The sequence below is a fragment of the Vibrio sp. 2433-A1 genome, assembly GCF_056726085.1.
The window spans coordinates 153402-178297 of the sequence record NZ_JBRESC010000003.1 but is presented as its reverse complement, the minus strand read 5'-3'; the positions used below and the strand labels follow the sequence as shown (position 1 = coordinate 178297).

Here is a 24896-nt window from a genome sequence, read left to right as displayed (position 1 = left end):
AAACACTGATGTTCGGTCTCAAACCAGCTTGATCAAAAATGGTGCGGAATTTTAATCCGATCGCATAGCCTTTGTAAAGTATTTTGTTGGGTAGAGTTTGCACAAAATTTGTTTGCGAAGCCAAGGCGAGGTAAGATTGCGCCAATTTTGAATTAGAGACAAATACATCCGGGACAAAGCATGCGCATTATTGGTATCGAAACCTCTTGTGATGAAACAGGAATTGCAATTTATGATGATGAGAAAGGGCTGCTTTCTCATCAATTATATAGCCAGGTAAAACTGCATGCTGATTACGGCGGTGTAGTACCAGAGCTAGCATCCCGTGATCATGTAAAAAAGACTATTCCTCTTATTAAAGCGGCATTAAAAGAAGCGAACTTAACGCCAAAAGATATTGATGGTGTGGCGTACACAGCCGGTCCCGGTTTAGTCGGTGCACTATTGGTTGGTGCTACGATTGGCCGCAGTATCGCTTATGCGTGGGGCGTGCCAGCGGTTCCTGTTCATCATATGGAAGGTCACTTATTAGCGCCAATGCTTGAAGATAACCCACCACCATTCCCATTTGTTGCGGTATTAGTTTCAGGCGGTCACACCATGATGGTCGAAGTGAAAGGGATTGGTGAGTATAAGATCTTAGGTGAGTCGATTGATGACGCTGCTGGTGAAGCATTCGACAAAACCGCGAAGCTGATGGGACTTGATTACCCAGGTGGCCCGTTATTGTCTAAATTGGCGGAAAAAGGCACGCCAGGTCGTTTTAAATTCCCGCGTCCAATGACCGATCGTCCCGGGCTTGATATGAGCTTCTCGGGTCTTAAAACGTTTACTGCAAATACTATCGCAGCTAATGGTGATGATGAGCAAACCCGTGCGGATATTGCGTTAGCTTTTGAAGAAGCGGTATGTGCCACTTTAACCATTAAATGTAAGCGTGCGTTAGAGCAAACGGGCTTCAAGCGCATTGTTATTGCCGGTGGTGTAAGTGCAAACCGACGCTTACGTGCAGATCTTGAGCAGCTAGCGAAGAAGATTGGTGGTGAAGTTTATTATCCGCGCACTGAGTTTTGTACCGATAACGGTGCAATGATTGCCTATGCTGGTATGCAACGTCTTAAAAATGGTGAAATCGCTGATTTATCGGTACAAGCCACACCGCGCTGGCCAATTGACCAATTGGAACCGATCGCTTAGTAATCATAAGCTATTTAATTAAGGTCGCTGTTTTGGTGGCCTTTTCTTTGTCTCAGCGAAAAGAGTTCCGACTTCTTCGTTGAGAAAATAATGTTACCCTCCGATTTTATAAAAATAACCAATGGATAGAAGTATGTACAAGTTTGCTGTCGATGGTCGAGAAATGGCTTATCAAGATGTAGGTACAGGGCCGGTATTGGTGTTTGGTCATAGCTATTTATGGGATAGCAAGATGTGGACGCCTCAAGTAGAAGCCCTCAGTCAGCATTATCGTTGCATTGTGCCTGAGCTTTGGGCCCATGGTGAGTCTGATGCGGCTCCAGAAATGACCCGCTCACTGTCAGATTATGCTAAGCAGGTTGTTGCTCTTTTAGATCATTTACAGATTGAGCACTTTTCTATCGTTGGTCTATCGGTTGGCGGAATGTGGGGAACGGAAGTGGCCTCTTTGGTTCCTTCGCGAGTTCAGTCGCTCATTTTAATGGATACGTTTGTCGGATTAGAGCCAGAAGTTACCCATAAAAAATACTTTGGTATGTTAGACGCAATTACTCAGGCGAAAGCGGTTCCAGCGCCAATTGTAGAAGCCGTTACACCGCTATTTTTTGCTAATAATGCTAGTCAGGACAACCCAAAGTTAGTTGAGCAGTTCTCTCACTTTCTTAGTCAGCTACAAGGCGAACGAGCGGTGGAAGTGGCAAGAGTCGGTCGAATGGTATTTGGTCGACGCGATCAAATTGAAGAGATTGAAAGCTTTGCTCTGCCAGTGCTGATCGCGGTTGGCCAAGAAGATAAGCCTCGTCCAGTACTTGAGTCTTATCTAATGCATGATTGTATTACAGGTTCAGAGTTGATTCAGATCCCTAAAGCGGGGCATATTTCAAATCTTGAGCAGCCTGAGTTTGTCACTGAGATGTTGAAAAACTTCTTATCGCGCGTTTACGCTTAGCCTGACTTAAACATAAAGCTTCTGTAAAAATAAAGCCTCTATATTAAGAGGCTTTATTTAATCCATTCTTTTTCTCTCCCACTTTGGGCTCAGTCCCGTCAATAAGCCGCTTGATGTTTTGGTGATGACGAAAAACAATCAGGCAGCACAGCATAGCCACTGGCAAGGTATATTGAGGCTTGATCATCCAAGTATAAAACGGCGCTAGTAGAACCGTGACGATAGCGGCCAGAGAAGAGTAGCGAAACACAAAAGCGACGCTTAACCAGGTTGCAATGATCATTCCCGTCAGATCTAAGCCGATTGGCGCAATCGCTCCCAGAGCGGTCGCTACGCCTTTGCCACCTTTAAAATGAAAGAAGAGTGGATACATATGACCTAAGCAGGCAGCAATCGCAATCACACCTAATATGACTGGCTCAATATCAAGAAAGTAACCGCCCCAGACAGGTATGGTGCCTTTTAACATATCGCAGAGCAAAACAGCCGCCGCTGCTTTTTTGCCACCAACACGCAACACATTAGTGGCGCCTGGGTTATTTGAACCAACGCCGCGAGGATCGGGTAAACGTAAGATACGACAGATCAAAACAGCACTCGAGATCGAGCCTAGAAGGTAGGCAACAATGATCATAATCAGTGCTAATGGGGTCATAGTAAGGTAACTCGTCTGAAACAGGTGTTAGTCAAGCAACTAATTGATATCATATCGCGCCTGACACGCTCAAACTACCGCAAGAGTGTTTGAGATTGAAATAGTACGACTTTTTACCTAGCTTGGGTATCCGACCTCTAAAGGAATTAACACATGGATAAAGTATTTATCGAGCAATTAGAAGTAATCACTACCATTGGTGTTTATGACTGGGAGCAAGAGATTAAGCAAAAACTCGTGCTTGATATTGAAATGGCACATGATAACCGTCCAGCGGGTAAGAGTGATGATGTTGTCGATGCGCTTGATTACTCGCAAGTAAGCCAAGCGGTATTAAACCATATTGAAGGCGGACGTTTTCTGTTGGTTGAACGTGTTGCTGAAGAAGTGGCGGAATTGATTATGGCACGATTTAATGTGCCTTGGATTAAAATCCGTTTAACTAAGCCAGGTGCAGTTGCTCAAGCGAAAGGTGTCGGTGTAGTCATCGAGCGAGGTAATGCATGATTACCGTTTATGTCGGAATAGGTTCAAACATAGCCCGGCATAAGCACGTTGAAGCGGCAATTCGTGAACTAAGGGCCTTAGATGCTGAGCTGCGAATCTCGACAATTTATGAATGTGAAGCGGTAGGGTTTAAAGGTCAGCCATTTTACAATCTAGTTGTAGAAATGAAGACGCAGGTAGATTTAACGGAATTTTCACGCCAGTTGCGCGATATTGAGTTTAAATGGGGGCGCGCAGTGGATGCTGGTAAATTGGAACCAAGAACGGTTGATCTCGATATCATTCTATTCGGTGAACAGATTTCCCTGGATACGCCAGAGTTGCCGCGTAGTGATATCTTCAAATATGCCTTTGTGTTGCAGCCGTTGTTGGAACTCTGCCCTCAGTTGGTGGTCCCTAACGATGGTCGAACGATCGAACAGATTGCTCAACAGTTTCAGTTTGAATTACCGCTTTCACCAGTAGCAAAGTGGTTTAGTTAATAATTAAGAGAATCTAATGGGTTATTTTGAAGCTTTTATCCTTGCTTTGATTCAAGGCTTAACTGAATTTTTGCCGATTTCGAGTTCGGCGCATTTGATCCTGCCATCCGCTATTTTGGGTTGGGAAGATCAAGGATTAGCCTTTGATGTCGCGGTACACGTTGGTACGTTAGCGGCAGTCATCATCTATTTCCGCAAAGAAGTGGTCTCTCTGTTGAGTGCTTTCTTTGCTTCTATCTTTAAAGGTAAGCGCAGTAAAGAAGCTAAATTGGCTTGGATGATTGTGATTGCGACGATTCCTGCCTGTCTCTTTGGTCTATTGATGAAAGACTTCATCGAGCTTTACCTGCGCAGTGCGTGGGTGATTGCAACGACGACCATCGTATTTGGTTTACTGCTTTGGCATGTCGACAAAAATTCTAAATTGGCTGATGACGAATACCAAGCTGACTGGAAAAAAGCCCTATTTATCGGTATTAGCCAAGCGTTAGCAATGATTCCGGGCACCTCTCGTTCAGGGGCTACGATTACTGCGGCACTTTATCTTGGTTTTACCCGTGAAGCGGCGGCGCGTTTTTCATTCTTAATGTCTATTCCAATTATTTTGCTAGCAGGCAGCTATCTAGGTTTGAAGCTGGTGACCAGTGGCGAACCGATTCACTTTGGCTTCTTAATGACGGGTATCGTAACGTCATTTATTAGTGCTTATATCTGTATTCACTTCTTCTTGAAGTTGATTTCAAAGATGGGTATGACACCGTTTGTTATTTATCGATTGCTACTTGGTTTGGGTTTGTTTGCTTTTCTAGCACTCAACTAATCGTTAAATATCAGTCTTTTCTTTGTAAGACCACATTGTCCAATCTCGCGCCAGCAGCGACATTGTGATATATATGTGGTCTTTCTTTCTCTCTCTTTTTTAATTGACGATATGCGAATTTTTGCACTGACCTTACTCTTGGTTTTAGGCTGGCTACAAGCTGAATTGTGGTTCGGAAAAAATGGAATTGCTGATTTTCAAGCGGTCAATGCGGAAACTCAGGCACAGCACCAGGTCAATAGCAATCTTCAAGGGCGTAACAATGAAATGTTCGCTGAGATTGATGACTTGCGCCAAGGTCTTGATGCGATTGAAGAACGTGCTCGGCATGAGCTTGGTATGATTAAAGAAGGCGAAACGTTTTATCGGATTATTGGAGACGATAACTAGATGTCTACAATCTCTCCATCGATTGTCGCAATTGTTCCAGCGGCGGGTGTCGGTAGCCGCATGAAAGCGGATCGACCAAAGCAATACCTTCAGATCAATCAACAGACGGTACTAGAACACACCATAGAGAAGTTATTGCTTCACTCTGCAGTGAGTCATGTGGTGGTCGCAATTACTGATGGTGACCCGTATTTTCCCGAACTCTCTTTAGCATCCAGTCCGCAAGTCATTCGTGTTGCTGGCGGTAAAGAGCGCGCTGATTCGGTATTATCTGCATTACACTATGTGAAGCAGCACCAGTTAGCTGAATGGGTTATGGTTCATGACGCAGCAAGACCGTGTGTTGATTTAACGGATATTGATCGTCTGATTGAGAGTTCCCTAGCCAATCAATTAGGGGGGATCCTCGCAGCTCCGGTTCGAGATACGATGAAACGCTCGAACCAGAATCAAGAGATTGATCATACTGTCGATAGGGAAGCACTGTGGCACGCACTTACTCCACAGATGTTTAAAACTCAGATGCTAACGCACGCTTTGGCTGACGCCTTGAAACAAGGTGTTCAAATTACTGATGAAGCTTCAGCTATCGAGTGGCTAAATCATAAGCCAGCTCTAGTTCAAGGTCGCTCAGACAATATAAAAATAACTCAGCCTGAAGATTTAGCATTAGCCGAGTTTTATCTAAATAGAAACAAAGGATAACTCATGATTCGAATTGGCCACGGCTTTGATGTGCATAAATTTGGTGGCGAAGGCCCTGTGATTATTGGCGGTGTTGCTGTTCCCTATGAACAGGGGCTTATTGCTCACTCTGACGGTGACGTGGCGCTACATGCACTGTGTGATGCGCTTTTAGGTGCAATCGCCGAGGGCGATATTGGTCGCCACTTTCCTGATACTGATGACAAGTGGAAAGGAGCAAATAGTCGAGATTTGCTAAGAGATGTCTACCGCCGCGTAAAAGAAAAAGGCTATGTGCTAGGTAATGCAGATGTCACCATTATGGCTCAAGCACCTAAAATGGCGCCTCATATAGAATCTATGTGCCAAGTGATTGCACAAGATCTTGAAACTGAACTTGGTAATGTCAACGTCAAAGCGACCACCACGGAGCGACTAGGCTTCACTGGACGCAAAGAAGGCATTGCAACGGAAGCGGTTGTACTACTGCTTAAAAAATAATGAATGCTAGGTTGCTTTACACTATCTAAAGCGACCTAGTAGTGGAAAGAGTATGTCTGATATTTTATCTTCTTTGGCTTATCTTAATGGCAAGCCAAATGCGAAAGGCAAATTAAAAGCCAAAGCTGAGCATTTTCAAGTTAACGAAAACCTAGGTTTCGAATTTACCGGCTCGGGTGAGCATCTGATGGTGCGTATCCGTAAAACGGGTGAGAACACTAGCTTTGTTGCCAATGAACTGGCGAAGACTTGTGGTGTCAAATCCAAAGATGTGAGTTGGGCTGGCTTGAAAGACCGCCATGCGGTGACGGAGCAGTGGTTGAGTGTGCACTTACCTAAGGGTGATACACCTGACTTCAGTCAGTTTCTAGCTCAGTACCCTAATATTGAAATTTTAGCGACTGACCGTCATAACAAAAAGCTGCGCCCTGGTGACTTAGAGGGTAACCAATTTGTGGTGACGTTATCAGATATCAGCGATGTGGATGAAGTATTAGCGCGACTCGAGTCGATTGCGAAAACCGGGGTGCCAAACTATTTTGGTAGCCAGCGTTTTGGTCATCAAGGTAACAACCTAGAAGAGGCTCGTCGTTGGGGGCGTGAGAACGTTCGTACTCGTAATCAGAATAAGCGTAGTCTTTATCTTTCTGCTGCTCGTTCATGGATTTTTAATACCATTGTTTCTGAACGTATTGAAAAAGGTTGCTTTGACCAAGTTCTATTGGGTGATCTCGTTGAAATTAATGGCCAGCAAGAATCAGTGACGGCCGATACGGAAGAGGCCTTCAATAATGGCATTGCGGAAGGTACGACACAGTTAACAGCAGCACTTGCTGGTGATAATGCACTACCGACAACTGAGCAGGCATTAGCTCTAGAGCAGCCTCACTTAGATGCAGAGCCTGACCTAATGGCGCTAATTCGTGGTAATCGTATGCGCCATGATCGCCGCGCTATTTCTTTAATGCCACAGGATCTCACTTGGCAAATTGATGGCGATAACATCACACTACGTTTTTCATTAGATGCAGGCTGTTTTGCTACGGCTATCATCCGAGAGCTGATTGAAGAAGTTGAAGTGGAGCGCCAATATTAATGAGCGACAACTTACTTAAAATCTTAATAAGTAATGACGATGGTGTGCACGCTGAAGGTATTCATACTTTGGCTGATGCACTGCGTGATATGGCTGAAGTCACGATTGTTGCCCCTGACCGAAATCGTTCCGGGGCATCAAACTCATTAACGCTCGAACAGCCTTTACGTGTTACTGAAATTGCGCCGAGAATCTATTCGGTACAAGGCACGCCGACCGACTGTGTTCATTTCGCTCTTAATGAGTTGATGAAAGATGAACTGCCAGATTTAGTGCTGACAGGCATTAACCATGGTGCGAACCTTGGTGATGATGTCCTTTATTCTGGTACGGTTGCGGCAGCGATGGAAGGGCACTTCCTTGGAGTGCAATCTATCGCATTCTCGCTGGTGGGTAAGGAAAACTTTGCCACTGCGGCGGTGATAGCGCGTCAATTGGTTTCACAGCATGCGAATAAGCCAATTCCAACTAACCGTTTGTTAAATGTCAATGTGCCTGATTTACCTTATGGTGCACTCAAGGGAACGCAAGTAACGCGACTTGGTGCGCGTCATCACGCTGAAGCGATGATTAAGCAGAAAGATCCTCGTGGGCATGATATTTATTGGTTGGGTCCTCCGGGCAAAGAGCAGGATGCTGGAGAGGGCACGGACTTTTATACTATCGAACAAGGCTTTGTTTCAATCACGCCATTACAGGTGGATTTAACGGCTCATGAGTCGATACAAAGCATGGGTAATTGGTTAAAGGATAGTTAAGCATGACAAACCCACATGCCGATAGATTACGAGATTTTCTGGTTGCGAATGGGATTCAAGACCAGAAAGTGCTAGAGGCAATTTACAGATTGCCGCGAGAGCAATTTGTCTCTCAGGCAATGATTCATCAAGCGTATGACAACAATGCATTGCCAATAGGGCAAGGGCAGACTATTTCTCAGCCATACATAGTGGCCAAGATGACAGAGATGTTGGAACTCACGCGCAGCAGTACGGTACTTGAAGTAGGCACTGGCTCTGGTTATCAGACCGCGGTGTTGTCACAACTTGTTGAGCACGTCTATTCGATTGAGCGTATTAAGGCCCTGCAATGGGAAGCAAAGCGTCGCCTAAAGCAGTTGGATATCTACAATATATCCACTAAACATGGTGATGGCTGGCAAGGCTGGGCAGCGAAAGGTCCATTTGATGCCATCATTGTTACTGCTGCGGCTGAATCCGTTCCTTCTGCACTGTTAGAGCAACTGAAAGAGGGCGGGATACTGATGATCCCTGTCGGCACGGATGAACAGCAATTGCTAAAAATCGTTCGTAGTGGCGATGAGTTTCTCTCTCAAGTGGTAGAAATGGTTCGTTTTGTTCCTTTGATTGCTGGTGATCTAGCTTAGCGATGAAGTTTACGTCTTACTTTCTATTAGTCTTAGGTATTTGCAGTACATTATTAGGATGTGCTGCGCATTCCCCTGCGCCTGTGACTGGATTGAAGAAAGATTATAGCTCTGTTTCACGAGGGAGTTATCGAGGCAGTTACTATCAGGTCGACAAAGGCGATACGCTGTATTTTATAGCCTATGTCACAGACAAAGATGTAAATGAAATCATTAGTTACAACGGTTTAACCAAGCCTTACACTATCTTTCCTGGTCAAAAACTCAAACTTTGGCAGCCTGCTTATAATGCGCCAGCGTACGGTGGCACAGGGGCTGGCGTCTCAGTTGCTGCAGTTGCTCCCCCTTCTACTCCAAAACAGAATACGGCATCGAGCAAAAACTCTACCCAGAAGGTTAATACGAGTAGTTTGAAAAATAACCAACAAACGGTGGCAAAACAACCACCAAAGAAGGTTGATCAATCGAAATCAAAGGAGTATGTTAAATCTACTGGTAAACAAAATGTTAACAAAAATACCAGTAGTACATCGACAAACAACAATAAAGTTTCCAAGTGGTTATGGCCAACTAAAGGGAGAGTAATCAAGAACTTTTCTGCTGGGGATCAAGGAAATAAAGGCATTGATATCGCAGGGCAGCGTGGGCAATCCATTGTTTCTACAGCAGGCGGCACCGTGGTTTATTCGGGCAATGCACTACGTGGTTACGGTAATCTCGTGATTATAAAACATAACGACAATTACCTGAGTGCATACGCACATAATGATCGGTTGCTAGTACGCGAAGGGCAAAGTGTCAAAGCTGGTCAAAAAATCGCAACAATGGGCAGCTCTGGAGCCAGCAGTGTTCGCTTACACTTTGAAATTCGCTATCAAGGTAAGTCAGTGAATCCAAAACGCTACTTACCGTAAAAACTTACTGTTAGGTAATATAGCGACATTAGACGTAGTAATGTCTTGCTAGCTCGCCAGGGGGAGGCGCTATGAGTATCAGCAATGCAGCAACGAAAGTCGAAGAATTCGAAATCGATCAAGAAACTGTTCAAACGTTTCAAAAGCAAAAACTGACCAAATCTACACAAGCTGAAGAGGCTAAAGAAGAGTTTGATGCATCGACGAAAAGTCTAGATGCGACACAACTTTATTTAGGTGAAATTGGCTTTTCTCCACTACTTACCGCCGAAGAAGAAGTTCTCTACGCCCGTCGTGCCTTGCGAGGTGACGAAGCTGCGCGTAAACGTATGATTGAAAGTAACCTTCGCTTAGTAGTGAAAATTTCCCGTCGTTACAGTAATCGTGGTTTGGCATTACTTGATCTTATTGAAGAAGGAAACCTCGGTTTAATCCGAGCAGTAGAGAAGTTTGACCCTGAACGTGGTTTTCGATTCTCTACCTACGCAACATGGTGGATTCGTCAAACCATTGAGCGTGCTTTGATGAACCAAACACGTACCATTCGTTTACCTATCCACGTAGTTAAAGAGCTCAATATTTATCTGCGAACTGCTCGTGAGCTATCGCAAAAACTTGACCATGAGCCAACGGCGGAAGAAATTGCAACTCAGCTTGATAAACCCGTTGATGATGTGAGCAAAATGCTACGTTTGAATGAACGAATTAGCTCAGTTGATACGCCAATTGGTGGTGACGGTGAAAAGGCTCTACTTGATATCATTCCTGACATTAACAATTCTGACCCTGAAGTTTCGACGCAGGATGATGATATTAAGAGCTCGCTTATTCATTGGTTAGATGAGCTGAATCCTAAGCAGAAAGAAGTGCTAGCACGTCGTTTCGGTTTGTTAGGTTATGAACCATCAACGCTGGAAGAGGTAGGTCGTGAAATCAATCTAACTCGTGAGCGTGTTCGCCAAATTCAAGTAGAAGGGCTACGCCGCTTAAGAGAGATTCTGATCAAACAAGGTTTGAATATGGAAAACCTATTTAGTGTGGCAGAAGATTAAGTACGATAAAGATGGAAAAAGCCTCGGATTACCGAGGCTTTTTTGATTGTGCAGTTTAAGGTTACTCTGTCTTAATCATTGGGAATACTTTGACCAGCTTAATTCGATTTTCTTCGAGCTCAACGATTTCCATTGGGTGCCCTGATACCTGGACACTTAAATGACTTTCTGGAATGTCTTCTAAATGCTCTAAGATCAGACCGTTCAATGTTCTTGGTCCATCGGTTGGTAGCTTCCACTTTAAGCCTTTATTGATATCACGGATATTGGCACTGCCCTCAATAAGGAAACTACCATCACCTTGTGGTGTGATTTCATCAGACAAGCTTGGTGCAATCGATGTGGTAAATTCGCCTACGATCTCTTCGAGGATATCCTCTAAGGTCACAAGGCCAATAATGTCACCATACTCATCGACGATAAGACCAATACGCTCTTTATTGCGTTGAAACTTAAGTAGCTGAACATTAAGTGGGGTGCTTTCTGGAATAAAGTACACCTCATCAGCGGCGCGAAGCAACGTCTCCTTGGTGAACTCATTTTTCTCCAGCATTAAACGGTATGATTCACGTAAGCGCAGCATACCGACTACTTCATCAATCTGATCGCGGTAGAGAACTACGCGACCGTGAGGAGAGTGAGTTAACTGTCTAACGATCGACTTCCAATCATCATTGATGTCGATCCCGGTAATTTCATTTCTCGGCACCATGATGTCGTTTACCGTAACATGCTCTAAGTCGAGAATCGAAATCAGCATATCTTGGTGACGGCGCGGGATCAGGCTGCCAGCTTCATTGACTACGGTGCGGAGCTCTTCAGAGCTGAGGTGATCATCACCGCCATGATCGACTTTGATGCCCAGCAAGCGAATAAAGCCATTGGTAATAAAGTTAACTAACATCACTAGCGGTGAGAGTAGCTTCATTAAAATAGTAAGAACAATACTGCTGGCGTAAGAAACGCGCTCAGGATAGAGCGAAGCGAGTGTTTTTGGTGTTACTTCAGCAAAGACAAGCACCACCATGGTCAGAGCACCAGTGGCGATTGCAACACCGAGATCGCCATAAAGGCGCATACCTAAAATGGTCGCGATAGCTGAAGCGAGAATATTAACGAGGTTATTGCCGATTAAGATAAGCCCAATAAGGCGGTCTGGACGGTCGAGCAGTTTTTCAACTCGCCTTGCACCTTTGTGGCCATTATTAGCTAGGTGCTTGAGGCGGTAGCGGTTCAAAGACATCATCCCTGTCTCTGAGCCTGAAAAATATCCTGAAATAATGATAAGACACGCGAGTAGCGCAAATAAGATACCCGTTGATATGTCGTCCAAAGCTTATCTTTTCCTTATGATTGTTTGGTTAATTTATGACCTAAACTGCGCGCTAAGTCAATTTCAAATACAGAATGAAGCATTGTAAATTAAAGGTGCACTTAACGCATCTTTCTACGTTGATTAGTTAAGAATGATTTCGCGGACAAAGCGACTACCGAAATAGGCTAAGGTAAGCAAGGTAGCACCTGCGACTGCAAACCACGTTACCTTGCGGCCGCGCCAACCTTTGCGGTAATGACCCCAAAGCAGGACTGAGTAAACCACCCAAGCAATAAAGGATAGAATACCTTTATGCGCTTTACCCTGAGCAAACATATCTTGAACAAACACAAAGCCGGTTAATAACGTACCCGTCAGTAGCAAGTTACCGATCAAAATAATATTGAACAGCTGACGCTCGACCATAAGTAATGGTGGCAGGTTTGGGTTGATCGCTAGTGCTTTCTTCGCTTTCAACTTGTAATCCAACCACGCCAGTTGCAGTGCATATAGAGCACCAATGTTTAAGGTTGAATAGGAAAATAGCGCTAAAGAGATATGAATCAGTAGCTTAGGGTCTTGCTCTAGATGGGTAATATACGTGCTTGGTAAGAAAGCTGCTGCGATTAAGTTAAGCGCTGAGAAACTGTATACCACAGGTAATAAGAACCACAGGCGAGTTTTCAACATTGCCCCGCTCATCACCAAAGCAATGATAAAGCTAATCAGAGAAGCAACATTGAGGATACTTAGGTTTTGACCTGAGTAGCCTAAGATAAGATCGTTAAGCAACCACGCATGAAAAGCCAGCGCAAGAATAGCACTGACGAAAACGGTTTTAACGCGGATCCCTGTTTGATGAACAAGTCCCGGAACTATGGTTGCAATCGCTAACGAATAAAGTATTGCAGCAACAACGGCGATTAAGTTGTCCATTATTCTCTAACAGCTGGTGGATTTTTAACAAATTATACCCTGCATCAACGGCTTGAGCTATGAATTATCACTTTCATTTCCTTAGCATGAGATATCAAAAGTAATCTAGGCAGTGTCAAGCTAGGGTTGGCTAAGGTATACTCATAGTAATTTTTCGCTAAAAGTGATGGGCGAGCCTACTTGCAACCGTCTAGGTAAAGAGACAAAGATGTTTGAGAATTTAACGGATCGATTATCCAAAACGCTGAAAAACATCAGCGGTAAAGGTCGACTGACCGAAGATAATATTAAAGATACGTTGCGCGAAGTGCGCATGGCACTTCTTGAAGCTGACGTAGCACTGCCTGTAGTACGTGACTTTATTAAACGTATTAAAGAGAGTGCAGTGGGTGTAGAGGTGTCGAAATCTCTAACGCCAGGACAAGAGTTCATTAAGATTGTTCAATCTGAGCTTGAAGCAGTAATGGGAGAGTCTAACGAGGCTCTTAACTTAGCGGCTCAACCTCCAGCAGTGATCTTAATGGCAGGTCTACAGGGGGCAGGTAAAACGACCTCTGTCGGTAAGCTATCTAAACTTTTAACAGAGCGTGATAAAAAGAAAGTCCTGGTTGTTTCTGCCGACGTTTACCGCCCGGCGGCGATCAAACAATTAGAAACGTTGGCATCTGATGTTGGTGTGGACTTCTTCCCATCGACAGCCGATCAGAAGCCTATCGACATTGCTAACGCAGCGATTGACCACGCGAAGAAGAAATTCTACGACGTACTTATTGTCGATACCGCAGGTCGTTTAGCGGTTGATGAGCAGATGATGGCTGAAATTCAACAGCTACATAGTGCAATTAACCCGGTTGAGACACTATTCGTTGTTGATGCAATGACAGGTCAAGATGCGGCGAATACGGCAAAAGCTTTTGGTGACACACTTCCACTAACGGGTGTGGTTCTAACCAAAGTTGATGGTGATGCGCGTGGTGGTGCTGCGCTGTCTGTTCGTCATATCACAGGTAAACCGATTAAGTTCTTAGGTGTTGGTGAAAAAACTGATGCTCTAGAACCGTTCCACCCAGATCGTGTTGCTTCACGTATTCTTGGTATGGGTGACGTACTGTCCCTGATTGAAGACCTTCAGCGTAATGTCGATACCGAAAAAGCAGAGAAACTAGCTAAGAAGTTCAAAGAGAAGAAAGGTTTTGACCTTGAAGACTTCCGTGAACAGCTAGGACAAATGCAAAACATGGGCGGCATGATGGGCATGATGGATAAGCTGCCAGGCATGAACAATCTACCGGACAACGTGAAAGATAAAGTTGACGATAAGATGTTTAAGCAGATGGAAGCGATCATCAACTCAATGACGATGAAAGAGCGTCAGCGCCCTGAGCTAATTAAAGGTTCGCGTAAAAAGCGTATTGCTGCGGGCTCTGGTACTCAAGTACAAGACGTTAACCGTTTGCTGAAGCAGTTCACCCAAATGCAGAAAATGATGAAGAAGATGCAGAAAGGTGGCATGAAAGGCATGATGCGCAATATGCAAGGCATGATGGGCGGTATGGGTGGAATGGGCGGAGGTGGTGGCTTTAATCCATTCGGTCGTTAATTTCGTCTAGCGATAAAAATTTCAAGGTGTTAGCTAGCTCACAAACTTAAAAGCAGTTTTATGTTGGTGAAAAAGTAGCTAAAGACCTTGCATTGCTCCGGAATAAGAGTAAAATTCCGGAGCTTTATTTTGGCACGAGCCCCAAATCATTTAGCAATAAATGATCTCTGGGGTTAATTTTATTTTTGAGAAGCAAAGAGGACGACATGGTAACCATTCGTTTGGCACGTCACGGCGCTAAGAAGCGTCCATTTTATCAAATCGTAGTAGCGGACAGCCGCAATGCAGCAACTGGCCGTTTCATCGAGAAAGTTGGTTTCTTTAACCCAACAGCTCAAGGTCAAGAAGAAGGTCTACGCCTAGACCTAGATCGCGTTAACCACTGGGTTGGTCAAGGCGCATCTCTATCTGACCGCGTTGCTAAGCTAGTTAAAGACGCTCAAAAAGCGGCTTAATTCTTATCAAAAGAAGAAATTAGCTTATGTCGATGAAAGGTAATGAAACGATGAGCGATAACAAGATTGTTGTGGGTAAGTTCGGTGCTTCTTACGGCATTCGTGGATGGCTTAAAGTTTTATCCTACACAGACAATGCTGAAAGCATATTTGATTACGCTCCTTGGTGGATTAACCAAGGTGGTCAGTGGGTCGAATACAAAGCAGAAAGCTGGAAGCGCCATAACAAAGGTTTGGTGGTAAAGCTGGAAGGTCTGGATGTGCGTGAAGAAGCGCAATTACTGACAAACTTTGAGATTCTAATTGACCCTGCGGTATTACCAGAATTGCCATCAGACGAGTTCTATTGGCGTGATTTGATTGGAATGCAAGTAGTAACTGATAAAGGTTACGATCTAGGTACTGTCTCTGACATGCTAGAAACTGGCTCCAACGATGTTTTGGTAATTAAAGCAAATCTTAAAGATGCTTTCGGGCAAAAGGAACGATTAATCCCGTTCCTTGAAGAGCAAGTGATCAAAAACATTGATCGCGAAGCTCAACGGATCGAAGTTGACTGGGATCCTGGATTCTAAACTCCAAATATTCAGAGCGAGATAAACATGTGGGTTGGCGTTATTAGCCTATTTCCTGAAATGTTCCGTTCTGTTACCGATTTTGGAGTAACAGGTCAAGCGGTTAAAAAAGGTCTTTTGTCGATTAAGACTTGGAATCCTCGTGATTTCACGCACGACAAACATCGCACTGTTGATGACAGACCTTATGGTGGTGGCCCAGGTATGCTGATGATGGTACAGCCTTTGCGCGATGCTATTCATACAGCTAAGCAAGCCTCACCAGGTAAGACGAAAGTCATTTACCTTTCTCCTCAAGGTCGAAAACTAGACCAAAAAGGAGTTGAAGAGCTGGCAACAAATGAGAACTTGCTTCTAATTTGTGGTCGCTACGAAGGGGTAGATGAGCGCGTCATCCAATCCGAAGTTGATGAAGAATGGTCAATTGGGGATTTTGTGATGACGGGTGGGGAAATCCCAGCCATGACGCTAATTGATTCAGTATCTCGGTTTATTCCGGGTGTGCTTGGAGATTTTGCGTCAGCAGAAGAAGACTCTTTTGCGAATGGCTTGTTAGATTGTCCACACTATACGCGTCCTGAGGTGTTAGACGGTAAAGAAGTGCCTGCGGTACTCAAATCTGGTAACCATAAGGATATTCGTCACTGGCGACTTAAACAGTCGTTAGGCCGTACTTGGCTTAGAAGACCAGAACTCCTGGAAAACCTAGCTCTGACTGACGAACAGGAACAATTACTGGCCGAATTTATCAAAGAGCACCGCTCTGATAACAAGTAAGCAGTAACCTATTAAATTTAGTATCAGTTTATTCTAGGAATATAAAAAATGAGTAACATCATCAAGGCTCTTGAAGAAGAGCAAATGAAAAAAGACCTACCTAACTACGCACCTGGTGACACAGTTGTTGTTCAAGTTAAGGTAAAAGAAGGTGACCGTGAGCGTCTACAGGCTTTCGAAGGCGTTGTAATCGCAATCCGTAACCGTGGTCTACACTCTGCATTCACTGTACGTAAGATTTCTAACGGTGAAGGCGTAGAGCGTACGTTCCAAACTCACTCTCCTATGGTTGATAGCATCGAAGTTAAACGCCGTGGTGCAGTACGTCGTGCCAAGTTGTACTACCTACGTGAGCGTTCTGGTAAGTCAGCTCGTATCAAAGAGAAACTTGCTAAGAAGTAATGCTATAACTAGCGTTCTCATAGTATTAGCGGAGGCCCTTAGGCCTCCGCTTTTTTATTCTTTGCTTATAACTTGCTATTTCCCTCTCTACCGTTGTCATCGGTGCTCATTTACTGGCGTAAACTCCGCGCCTCTTCCTAGGTAGAAAGACAAATATCTACGTTCTAAGCTAAAAATAACGTATGACATGACAGCCCAAGTAATGCGACGGATACAAAAAAAGCCGATGTTCTTACATCAGCTTCTCTTCTTTCATATCCTGTAGTGCAGCGCTCTCGACCTACTAGTATTGGTCTTCTGACCAACCATCTGAATCAGACATATCTGGTGCGCCAGGAATGGTGTTCTCTTCATCAGCCCACTCGCCGAAATCGATCATTTGACACTGCTTACTACAGAATGGGCGGAAAGGGCTTTGCTCGCCCCATGGAACGTCTTGGCCACATTGCGGGCATGGCACTATGGTAATTTTTGACATGGTAATTCTCTAACTTAAGGCGAACGATATCGCTAGTATACTAGGAATAATAAGGTAATCGGGGTGGATTAGCAGCAAACTGCTAATTTGAAGTCAATATCTGCGGTCGAAGCTTGGCCCGACTCAAACTCGATAAACTTGATAGCAAAGCGATTTTTGTGGCCAGAAATCATTGGGTACACCCCGTAATGAATTGGCAGCTCAAGGCGCAAAATATTTGCTTCCTCAGCATCGCTTTGGTAAAAGCCTGACTTTGCTTGAATCGCACGAAAGTGTCCTGTTTCACGAGTGAGTTTGAGCCATTGCTTGAGAGCGATTGAGAGAGGTTCTAATGTGCTCAACCATTTATTCGCATCGGCACGTTTTTTCTCGATAGGTAGATGTAACCAGTGATGCAGCGCTGGTAGGTCAAAACAGCATGAGCCACCTGGTAAATTGAAACGTTGGCGTATGGCACTTAAGAAGCGATCTTCCTTTAAGCTCTGACCGAAACGTTCTGCACCCATTAACCCACTGTGCGCAGCATCTACTTCCGTTAATACATTTTTTAGCATCTCTTGGTCAACACCTTCGACATTGAGCCAAGAACGATAAGCAAGGCGTTGCTTCTCGATATCTTTAGCCAATTCACTTTTGAGTTGGATTTGCTCGAAGATTTCGACGATATCAAACAGAGAGCGATAAAAGGTCAGGTGCTGCATGTCGTCACTAAACTTCGCCGCAATATTTAGCTGATTGAGCAGGGCTTCTACTCTCAGGTAAATACGGGTTTTTTCATTGAGTGGGTGTTCGAAGTAGTGGGTTGTCATCAATATGCAGCTCTGGGTTCTTGTCATCCTATTTTCACAGATTTTCACTGCACATTTCTAGGAACTTTTGGTGCAATTCTGTGATTTGAGGCAAAAGTTTTTGGTTTTTTGTATCATTTTTAATCACATAGTCAGCGATGGCCAGTCGTTGCTCTCGGCTTGCTTGAGAGGCTAGGATGGATTTCGCTTGAGATGCGCCCACCTTATCACGCTCTACGGTGCGTTGGATCTGAGTTTCTTCATCGACATCAACAACTAAAATCTTATCTGCCAGAGCTTGTAGATTGTTTTCGACCATCAACGGGATAACCAGTAGCGCATAGTCAGATTTAACCTTAGTAAGCTCATCAAGCATTTGCGTTCTGATCATCGGATGCAGTAGTTGGTTTAGCCAGGTTTTACTCTCTGGTTGGTTAAATATGATTTCTCTAAGCTTTGCTCTATCGAGCGTGCCATCATGTTGTATAACTTGATGACCAAACTTCTCCATGATGGCATTAAGCCCCGGCGTTCCTGGTTCAACGACTTGTCTCGCGACAATGTCAGCATCAACAATCTCAATTCCAAATTCTTGATTGAAGAGATCCGCTACGGTTGTTTTGCCACTGGCTATGCCGCCAGTTAATCCAATCACTAAGGCCATATTTAAATACCTACAAAGTTGCCCAAATACCAGTCAAGGATAAGGTCGCCCCACATTAAACTGATCCAACCTGCGATTGCGAGGTAAGGGCCAAAAGGGAAGGCTTTATCAATACCTTGTCGCTTAAGTCTTAATTGAATCAATCCAAATACCAGCCCAACCAATGAAGAGATCAAAATGATCATAGGCAGGTATTGCCAGCCTAACCAAGCGCCCAATGCAGCGAGTAATTTGAAATCGCCATAGCCCATACCTTCTTTGCCTGTCGTGAGCTTAAATGCCCAATAGACAATCCAGAGTGCTAAGTATCCACCGATGGCGCCGATAACGGCATCTGGCAATGATACAGGGCTGATACCAATAAGTGCTACGGTTATACCTGCCCAGGTTAACGGCAGAGTTAACTGGTCCGGCAGTAACATGGTATCTAAGTCGATAAAGGTGGCGGAGATGAGCACGAAGGTGAAAAATATTAGGCAAATAGCATAAAAGCTAAAGCCAAATTGATAGGCCACCATCAATGACATTAATCCGCTCAGTAGCTCGACAAACGGATAGCGTGGACTAATTTTATTGCTGCATTGGTGGCACTTTCCTCTTAGTATCAACCAGCTAATGACGGGGACATTGTCGATAATACGAATGCGGGTATCGCATTTAGGGCAAGTTGAAGCTGGGATGCTCAGGTTATAAGTCCCTCTCGGCGGCTCAATTTTATATTCAGGGAAGCTTTCCGCGCACTCTTTGCGCCACTCGCGCTCCATTATGATTGGCAGACGGTGGATGACGACATTGAGGAAGCTACCTATTATCAGACCGAAAATAGTGGCCAATACAGGAAATAGCCAAGGGTAATAATAAAAAATATCCATAAATAGGTGCAGCTTGGTCGCCAATAAAGAGTGTTGATTTGTATCTTATCCTAAGACACTCATTAAGTTAAAGATAGGCAGGTACATTGCCACCACTAATCCACCGACGACAGTGCCAAGGAATACAATTATCATAGGTTCTAGCGCCTTACCTAGATTATCGACGGTATTCTCAACTTCAAACTCATAGATGGCGGCGACTTTGTTAAGCATATCGTCTAAGCGTCCCGACTCTTCACCAATCATCACCATTTGCAAGACCATCTCGGGAAAACAGTTTGCGTTGCGCATAGCAATATAGATAGGGACTCCGGAAGCGGTATCATCATAAATACGCTCAATTGCCTGCTGATAGTAGGTGTTGTCCGCCGTTTTGGCTGAACTTGTTAAGCAACTAAGAATTGGGATGCCGGCGTTTAAGCTGGTTGCTAATGTACGGCTGAACTTGGCGATTGAAGCTTTACCAATGACAGCCCCAATGACCGGCATTTTAAGTCCTAGTCGACTAGCACTCAGGCGTGCACGAGAAGATCGCTTACTGATTTGACTCATGATGAAGACAGCGCCGCCAAGCGTTAAGAATATGGTCGAGCTGTAAGTCTGAGTGAAATAAGAGAACTGAAGAACCTTTTCGGTAAACCATGGTAGGTCTGCGCCAAACCCTTTAAACATAGATTCAAATTGAGGAATAACCATAGTGAGCATTAAGTAGGAAACCATTATCGCCGTGACGACTACCATGCAGGGGTAAATCAAAGCCTTAATGACTTTTGCTCTAAGCCGCTCTGATTTTTCTCGATAGTCGGCGATACGCTCAAAGGCGTCAGACAGGTTACCGGTTTGCTCTCCTGTGGCGATCAGATCAATGTATAGACTGTCAAAGTGATTGCTTGCCGCGTGTATGGCTTTTGACACTGGCGCACCTGACTCTACTCCTTTCGATATTTGTGCGAGTATTGATTTCATTTCTGCTTTACGGTGATTATCGGCCACCAGTTTTAGCGCATGAATGATTGGTACCCCTGTCGAGAGCATGGTTGCAAGCTGCCGAGTTAAAAGAGTCACGTCTTTGCTTTTTGCCTGCTGAGCGAAACGAGTAAAGGCTGAGACCCTTTTCGCCTTGAGTTTTCTAATTCGTATCTGTTGTTGCTTAAGCTTCTCCCTTACGTCGGTTTCATTTAACGCCAGAAGTTGTCCAGAGACACGCTTACCTGAACGATGGGTACCTTTCCAACGATAGTTTTTTAATTGAATTTGTGAGCGCTTTGTCATCTGCATTTCTCGTTAAATGTAGAGCACTCGCTGCAGCTCTTGATAGCTGGTTATTCCGGCCAGTAGTTTTTCAATACCAGACTCCTTTAAGGTCTGCATACCTTGCTGCTTAGCGAGGGTTTCGATCTGTTCTATATTTGCGTCTTGATTGACAGCTTGCGCTAGGCAGTGGTCAAAGGGCATCATTTCGTAGATACCTGTTCGACCGGAGTAGCCTTGGTTGCATTCGCTACAGCCCTTCTTACTGGCTTGATAAATGACCTTCTCCGGAGCAAGGTTCAGTTGTTGTTCTATTGAGTGAGGCAGAGAGGCTGGTTGCTTACAGTGAGGGCAGAGTTTTCTCGCCAGACGCTGGGCTATAATTAGGCTTAAGGATGAGGCGATATTAAATGGCTCTATACCCATATTACGCATTCTAACCACGCTCTCAGCAGCAGAATTGGTATGTAGGGTAGATAGTACCAAATGGCCAGTTTGTGCCGCTTTAACTGCAACTTCGGCTGTTTCTAAGTCGCGAATTTCTCCAACCATCACAACATCAGGGTCTTGGCGAAGAAATGCACGCAGTGCCTGTGCAAAGTCGAAGCCGATTTGTGGTTGGAGTTGTACTTGGTTGATTCCGGCTAGGTTGATTTCTATCGGATCTTCGGCGGTGGCGATATTCACCTCGCTGGTATTAAGAATTTGCAGTCCAGTGTAGAGGGAGGTGGTTTTGCCGCTACCAGTCGGCCCAGTCATTAAAATCATCCCCTGTGGCTTGTTTAAGGCGGACAAGTACAGTGCTTGCTGCTGAGCGTTATAACCGAGACTGTCTATATTGAGGGTTGTACTGCTGCTGTCTAAAATTCGCAGAACAATTTTTTCTCCCCATTGTGTGGGTAAGGTTGAGACTCGCATATCCACCGATATCTCTGAATTCAGCTTTAGTTTAATTCGCCCATCTTGAGGTAAACGTTTCTCGGCGATATCGAGCTTGGCGAGTATTTTTAGTCGAGCCGCGAGGCGGCGATTAAGGTGGTGCGTAGGTTGCTGAGTTTCAATTAAAATACCATCGCAACGGAGCCGAATTCGGTAAAGGTGCTCATAGGGTTCGAAATGAACATCAGACGCCCGCTTTCGCACGGCATCAAGTAAGACTTGATGGATGAAGCGGCTGATTGGTGCTTCATCGGTACTCAGATCTTCAATGTTTGTTAGCTCATCTGCAGACACTTGGACTAATGAGGCGAGTTGTTGTTCATTGAGCTCTTTGTTGTTGGTCAAGGTTTCTCCAGCAATTGCCTGACCATAGACTTGACGAATTGCTCCCTGAAGTTGCTTTATATCAGCCAAGACAAGTTCGACTTGTACCCCAGTTGCAAAGCGAAATTCATCTTCAACTTCTAAATTGGTCGGGTCGGCGACGGCTAGGGTTAAAAGCTGTGAAGTTTGATTGATAGGCAGGGCTTGAAAGCGGCTGATAAGTTCTCTTAAGCCAAGTTTGTTGCACAAAGTCTGGTAGTTAAACTGACTGAGAGTTGTTTCTGGCAGGCCAAAAATCATTGAGAGTTGTTTAGTGAGCTCACGATGTTCAATGAAACGTAACTCAACTGCAGCTTCAGGCACCGTTACGCCCGAAGCTTGAACGTATTCAACCAGTTGGGCTTCTTGCGCCGTGTCGATGAGTTGAGCTTGGCGCAAGATAGAAGGAAGGTTGGTTAGCATAGTTTGCTTTCTAACATCCGGTTAACGTTGGAACTGTGCTGGTGGCGCTACAGCTCCATCCACTCGCACTATCGCGAGAGTAGGTGAGAACTTCTGAGCTGGTCATTGAGCTGCCAGATCCGAAGGTAAACTTAAGTGTCGGCGCAGACCCTGAACTAGCCAGTTCTGATACGAGAGCGCCCAACTTATTGGCGCTACTGTCTGTACCTAATTGAGCCAATGTGGCAGCGGAAGTGGTGCCATTCTCTTGATAGAAAAGTTCAGCGGGAGTAATCAGTGATTTGAGCGTTGCCAAAGCTGAGGCTGCTTCAGACTGTTTGACGTAGTTGGTATAGGCCGGGATAGCAATGGTTGCCAGTACGCCAATGATGGCGACAACAATCATCAGTTCAATCAGGGTAAAGCCCGTCTGATAGCGGTGTTGTTTAGCTTGCATTATTTCTCTCCATGGACGAAATGCGAAAAGTGGGAGAGAGGATAATCACTATGTATCAGTGAAGATAACGCTGGCTTAGGGCTTTCCGAGCCGATTGTGGAAACTTGCTACGTTATTTGATTTTGCTTTGCATATTCATTGGAGCGAGCGCAAAGTTTATGGGGAGATATTAGTTAGATACAAAAACAGAGACTCAATGGTCTCTGCTTTGGGAGTTAATAATCAGTGCTATTCGCTAACGTTGATTACTTAAAACGCATCGAAAGATCCATCGCTTTCAAGTGTTTAGTCAGTGCACCTACTGAGATATAGTCAACACCCGTTTCAGCGTACTCACGTAGCGTCTCAAGAGTCACGTTACCTGAGTTCTCTAACGCAGCGCGACCAGCATTAAGCTTGACGGCTTCTCGCATCATGTCGGTAGTGAAGTTATCCAGCATGATGATATCTGCGCCTGCTTCAATCGCTTCTTGCAGCTCTGCAAGGCTTTCTGTTTCAACTTCTACAGGCTTACCTGGGTTAAGCTCTTTAGCGGTTTTGATCGTCTGAGCAATGCCACCATTGGCGATGATGTGGTTTTCTTTAATGAGGTACGCATCAAACACGCCAATACGATGGTTAAAGCCGCCGCCACATGCTACCGCATACTTTAATGCGCTGCGCAGGCCAGGAATGGTTTTACGTGTATCGAGTAGTCGACAATCCGTGCCTTCAAGCTCTTTTGCATATTGGTCGGTAATCGTTGCACAGCCAGAAAGCGTTTGAATGAAATTCATCGCATTACGCTCGCCAGTTAGCAGCGCGCGTGCTGGGCCTGAAAGGGTACAAAGTACTTGGTTCGGTTCAACGCGATCACCATCTTCGACGTTCCACTTGATAACCACTTCGCCGCCAAGCTGTTTGAATACTTCATCCGCCCAAGCTTTACCACAGAAGATACCGTGTTCACGAGTGATCAGCGTTGCCTCATTGTGAGCATCGGCCGGAATTAGACTTGCGGTAATATCTGCAGCAGGATCGAGTGTTCCACCTAGATCTTCCTTAATCGTTTCGGCAACAGTGCGAGCAATTTCTAGAGGCAGTTGCTGTTTCAAATATTCGAGGCGTTCTTGGCTGTTATGTGTGTTTTTCATCGCAAATCTAATACGCAGTTGAACAAGTGGTGGGCATGATACGATGACTAAGCATGAAATTCAGCCATTAATCTCGCATTTCATGGTCAAAGGGATAAAATCATCATTGATTAGGATAGAAAGAGCTGAAAAATGATTGATAACCAAGGCTGGCACAGTAACGCAAGACATGTCCCTTCACCGTTTTATGACCACAGAACCGATGAGGCGGATATCTCACTGCTAGTGGTGCACAACATTAGTCTGCCTCCGGGCCAATTTGGTGGGCCTTATATCGAGCAGTTCTTTACCGGAAAATTGGATCCTAACGAGCACCCGTTTTTTAAAGTCATTCACCAAATGGGTGTATCGGCCCATTGCTTGATTCGACGTGATGGTGAAGTAGTGCAATTTGTCCCTTTTACTGCCCGCGCATGGCATGCAGGAGCCTCCAGTTTTGCTGGTCGAGATAAGTGTAACGACTATTCGATTGGTATTGAGCTAGAAGGGAGTGACTTTGTTGCTTATACCGATGATCAATACGCGGCGTTAACTGAGCTGACCAAGCAGATACAGACTACATATCCGCTGATTACTTTATCGAGAATTACTGGCCATCAATATATTGCGCCGTTGCGTAAAACCGATCCGGGTCTGGTGTTTGATTGGGGTAGGTACAGAAACGGGCTGCGCCCTTAGGAACGCTGCGCTCCGAGAATCGAGATCGGGCTTCGTCATTCGAGAGGAGAGTGTTGCAATATACCGTCATTCCCTAGACTGACGAAGGAAGGAGTAGGGAATCTCATAGAGCGGTTGACTTGCTTTAAGAGATCCCCAACTCTCTCATTCTTCGTTCTTGAGGATGACAGTTTAATT

General features: G+C 44.8%; 30 protein-coding genes. 19 read left to right on the top strand and 11 right to left on the bottom strand.

The features are described from left to right. The first annotated feature begins 180 nt into the window (after positions 1-180). Positions 181-1197: a tRNA (adenosine(37)-N6)-threonylcarbamoyltransferase complex transferase subunit TsaD gene (gene tsaD / locus ACU01J_RS04650; protein ID WP_481084616.1), complete on the top strand. Its 1017-nt coding sequence runs from the start codon at positions 181-183 to the stop codon at positions 1195-1197. A gap of 133 nt (positions 1198-1330) precedes the next feature. Further along, positions 1331-2146, top strand: coding sequence for an alpha/beta fold hydrolase (locus ACU01J_RS04645; RefSeq protein WP_481084615.1), 816 nt, complete (start codon positions 1331-1333; stop codon positions 2144-2146). A 43-nt stretch (positions 2147-2189) separates the two neighbouring features. On the opposite strand, the gene plsY is transcribed toward ACU01J_RS04645, so the two are convergent. After that, complete coding sequence (gene plsY / locus ACU01J_RS04640) at positions 2190-2801, bottom strand: glycerol-3-phosphate 1-O-acyltransferase PlsY (RefSeq protein ID WP_481084614.1); 612 nt, start codon at positions 2799-2801, stop codon at positions 2190-2192. Positions 2802-2954: 153 nt separating this feature from the next. Here plsY and folB point away from each other — a divergent pair, with 153 nt between their 5' ends. From folB to rpoS, 11 genes are all read left to right on the top strand, one after another. After that, positions 2955-3308: a bifunctional dihydroneopterin aldolase/7,8-dihydroneopterin epimerase gene (folB, locus tag ACU01J_RS04635; protein WP_481084613.1), complete on the top strand. Its 354-nt coding sequence runs from the start codon at positions 2955-2957 to the stop codon at positions 3306-3308. Continuing rightward, positions 3305-3790: a 2-amino-4-hydroxy-6-hydroxymethyldihydropteridine diphosphokinase gene (folK, locus tag ACU01J_RS04630; protein ID WP_481084612.1), complete on the top strand. Its 486-nt coding sequence runs from the start codon at positions 3305-3307 to the stop codon at positions 3788-3790. Before folB ends, folK begins: the two co-directional genes overlap by 4 nt. A 16-nt stretch (positions 3791-3806) precedes the next feature. Then, positions 3807-4610: an undecaprenyl-diphosphate phosphatase gene (locus tag ACU01J_RS04625; protein WP_481084611.1), complete on the top strand. Its 804-nt coding sequence runs from the start codon at positions 3807-3809 to the stop codon at positions 4608-4610. A 111-nt stretch (positions 4611-4721) separates the two neighbouring features. Beyond that, a complete protein-coding gene (gene ftsB / locus ACU01J_RS04620; protein WP_481084610.1) occupies positions 4722-5000 on the top strand; it encodes a cell division protein FtsB in 279 nt (92 codons plus the stop codon). Further along, on the top strand, positions 5001-5705 hold the full coding sequence (ispD, locus tag ACU01J_RS04615; RefSeq protein WP_481084609.1) for a 2-C-methyl-D-erythritol 4-phosphate cytidylyltransferase: 705 nt from the start codon (positions 5001-5003) through the stop codon (positions 5703-5705). A gap of 3 nt (positions 5706-5708) precedes the next feature. Further along, on the top strand, positions 5709-6185 hold the full coding sequence (gene ispF / locus ACU01J_RS04610; protein WP_481084608.1) for a 2-C-methyl-D-erythritol 2,4-cyclodiphosphate synthase: 477 nt from the start codon (positions 5709-5711) through the stop codon (positions 6183-6185). Between the two features lie 52 nt (positions 6186-6237). Then, complete coding sequence (gene truD / locus ACU01J_RS04605; RefSeq protein ID WP_481084607.1) at positions 6238-7281, top strand: tRNA pseudouridine(13) synthase TruD; 1044 nt, start codon at positions 6238-6240, stop codon at positions 7279-7281. Continuing rightward, positions 7281-8039 (top strand): 5'/3'-nucleotidase SurE, encoded by a 759-nt coding sequence (gene surE / locus ACU01J_RS04600; RefSeq protein ID WP_481084606.1) that lies wholly within the window; start codon positions 7281-7283, stop codon positions 8037-8039. The genes truD and surE overlap by 1 nt, the downstream gene beginning before the upstream one ends. 2 nt (positions 8040-8041) lie before the next feature. Continuing rightward, a complete protein-coding gene (locus ACU01J_RS04595) occupies positions 8042-8668 on the top strand; it encodes a protein-L-isoaspartate(D-aspartate) O-methyltransferase (protein ID WP_481084605.1) in 627 nt (208 codons plus the stop codon). Positions 8669-8670: 2 nt separating this feature from the next. Then, complete coding sequence (nlpD, locus tag ACU01J_RS04590) at positions 8671-9582, top strand: murein hydrolase activator NlpD (protein ID WP_481084604.1); 912 nt, start codon at positions 8671-8673, stop codon at positions 9580-9582. A gap of 71 nt (positions 9583-9653) precedes the next feature. After that, positions 9654-10634 carry an RNA polymerase sigma factor RpoS gene (rpoS, locus tag ACU01J_RS04585; RefSeq protein ID WP_481084603.1) on the top strand — a complete coding sequence of 327 codons (981 nt, stop codon included), beginning with the start codon at positions 9654-9656 and terminating at the stop codon, positions 10632-10634. A gap of 61 nt (positions 10635-10695) precedes the next feature. Here the strand turns inward: rpoS and ACU01J_RS04580 are convergent, their stop codons facing one another. Further along, a complete protein-coding gene (locus tag ACU01J_RS04580; RefSeq protein ID WP_481084602.1) occupies positions 10696-11967 on the bottom strand; it encodes an HlyC/CorC family transporter in 1272 nt (423 codons plus the stop codon). A 123-nt stretch (positions 11968-12090) separates the two neighbouring features. Then, positions 12091-12885 (bottom strand): cytochrome C assembly family protein, encoded by a 795-nt coding sequence (locus ACU01J_RS04575; RefSeq protein WP_481084601.1) that lies wholly within the window; start codon positions 12883-12885, stop codon positions 12091-12093. Positions 12886-13093: 208 nt separating this feature from the next. Here ACU01J_RS04575 and ffh point away from each other — a divergent pair, with 208 nt between their 5' ends. The 5 genes from ffh (at position 13094) to rplS (ending at position 16694) form a co-directional block, all read left to right on the top strand. After that, positions 13094-14485 (top strand): signal recognition particle protein, encoded by a 1392-nt coding sequence (gene ffh, locus ACU01J_RS04570; RefSeq protein ID WP_053441247.1) that lies wholly within the window; start codon positions 13094-13096, stop codon positions 14483-14485. Positions 14486-14691: 206 nt separating this feature from the next. Continuing rightward, positions 14692-14940 carry a 30S ribosomal protein S16 gene (gene rpsP, locus ACU01J_RS04565; RefSeq protein ID WP_004410028.1) on the top strand — a complete coding sequence of 83 codons (249 nt, stop codon included), beginning with the start codon at positions 14692-14694 and terminating at the stop codon, positions 14938-14940. Between the two features lie 26 nt (positions 14941-14966). Next, on the top strand, positions 14967-15515 hold the full coding sequence (rimM, locus tag ACU01J_RS04560) for a ribosome maturation factor RimM (RefSeq protein WP_053441122.1): 549 nt from the start codon (positions 14967-14969) through the stop codon (positions 15513-15515). Positions 15516-15542: 27 nt separating this feature from the next. After that, the gene (gene trmD, locus ACU01J_RS04555; RefSeq protein ID WP_481084600.1) at positions 15543-16292 is read left to right on the top strand and encodes a tRNA (guanosine(37)-N1)-methyltransferase TrmD; all 750 of its coding nucleotides are present in this window, start codon (positions 15543-15545) and stop codon (positions 16290-16292) included. Between the two features lie 48 nt (positions 16293-16340). Further along, positions 16341-16694, top strand: a complete 354-nt coding sequence (rplS, locus tag ACU01J_RS04550; RefSeq protein WP_004410033.1) for a 50S ribosomal protein L19 — start codon at positions 16341-16343, stop codon at positions 16692-16694. A gap of 283 nt (positions 16695-16977) precedes the next feature. Here rplS and yacG read toward each other — a convergent pair whose 3' ends face one another. The 8 genes from yacG to nadC all read right to left on the bottom strand — a co-directional run bounded on the left by yacG (position 16978) and on the right by nadC (position 24041). Next, positions 16978-17172: a DNA gyrase inhibitor YacG gene (gene yacG / locus ACU01J_RS04545; protein WP_053441124.1), complete on the bottom strand. Its 195-nt coding sequence runs from the start codon at positions 17170-17172 to the stop codon at positions 16978-16980. Positions 17173-17240: 68 nt separating this feature from the next. Next, positions 17241-17981 (bottom strand): cell division protein ZapD, encoded by a 741-nt coding sequence (gene zapD / locus ACU01J_RS04540; RefSeq protein ID WP_481084703.1) that lies wholly within the window; start codon positions 17979-17981, stop codon positions 17241-17243. A gap of 34 nt (positions 17982-18015) precedes the next feature. Next, a complete protein-coding gene (coaE, locus tag ACU01J_RS04535) occupies positions 18016-18624 on the bottom strand; it encodes a dephospho-CoA kinase (protein WP_481084599.1) in 609 nt (202 codons plus the stop codon). A gap of 2 nt (positions 18625-18626) precedes the next feature. Further along, positions 18627-19496, bottom strand: coding sequence for a prepilin peptidase (locus ACU01J_RS04530; protein WP_481084598.1), 870 nt, complete (start codon positions 19494-19496; stop codon positions 18627-18629). Positions 19497-19541: 45 nt separating this feature from the next. Then, positions 19542-20768 (bottom strand): type II secretion system F family protein, encoded by a 1227-nt coding sequence (locus ACU01J_RS04525; protein WP_481084597.1) that lies wholly within the window; start codon positions 20766-20768, stop codon positions 19542-19544. 12 nt (positions 20769-20780) lie between these two features. Beyond that, positions 20781-22472 (bottom strand): type IV-A pilus assembly ATPase PilB, encoded by a 1692-nt coding sequence (pilB, locus tag ACU01J_RS04520; protein WP_481084596.1) that lies wholly within the window; start codon positions 22470-22472, stop codon positions 20781-20783. Between the two features lie 10 nt (positions 22473-22482). After that, complete coding sequence (locus ACU01J_RS04515) at positions 22483-22908, bottom strand: pilin (RefSeq protein WP_481084595.1); 426 nt, start codon at positions 22906-22908, stop codon at positions 22483-22485. A 245-nt stretch (positions 22909-23153) separates the two neighbouring features. Beyond that, a complete protein-coding gene (gene nadC, locus ACU01J_RS04510; protein ID WP_481084594.1) occupies positions 23154-24041 on the bottom strand; it encodes a carboxylating nicotinate-nucleotide diphosphorylase in 888 nt (295 codons plus the stop codon). 132 nt (positions 24042-24173) lie between these two features. On the opposite strand from nadC, the gene ampD reads away from it, so the two are divergent. Further along, on the top strand, positions 24174-24719 hold the full coding sequence (gene ampD / locus ACU01J_RS04505; protein ID WP_481084593.1) for a 1,6-anhydro-N-acetylmuramyl-L-alanine amidase AmpD: 546 nt from the start codon (positions 24174-24176) through the stop codon (positions 24717-24719). Positions 24720-24896: the final 177 nt, after the last annotated feature.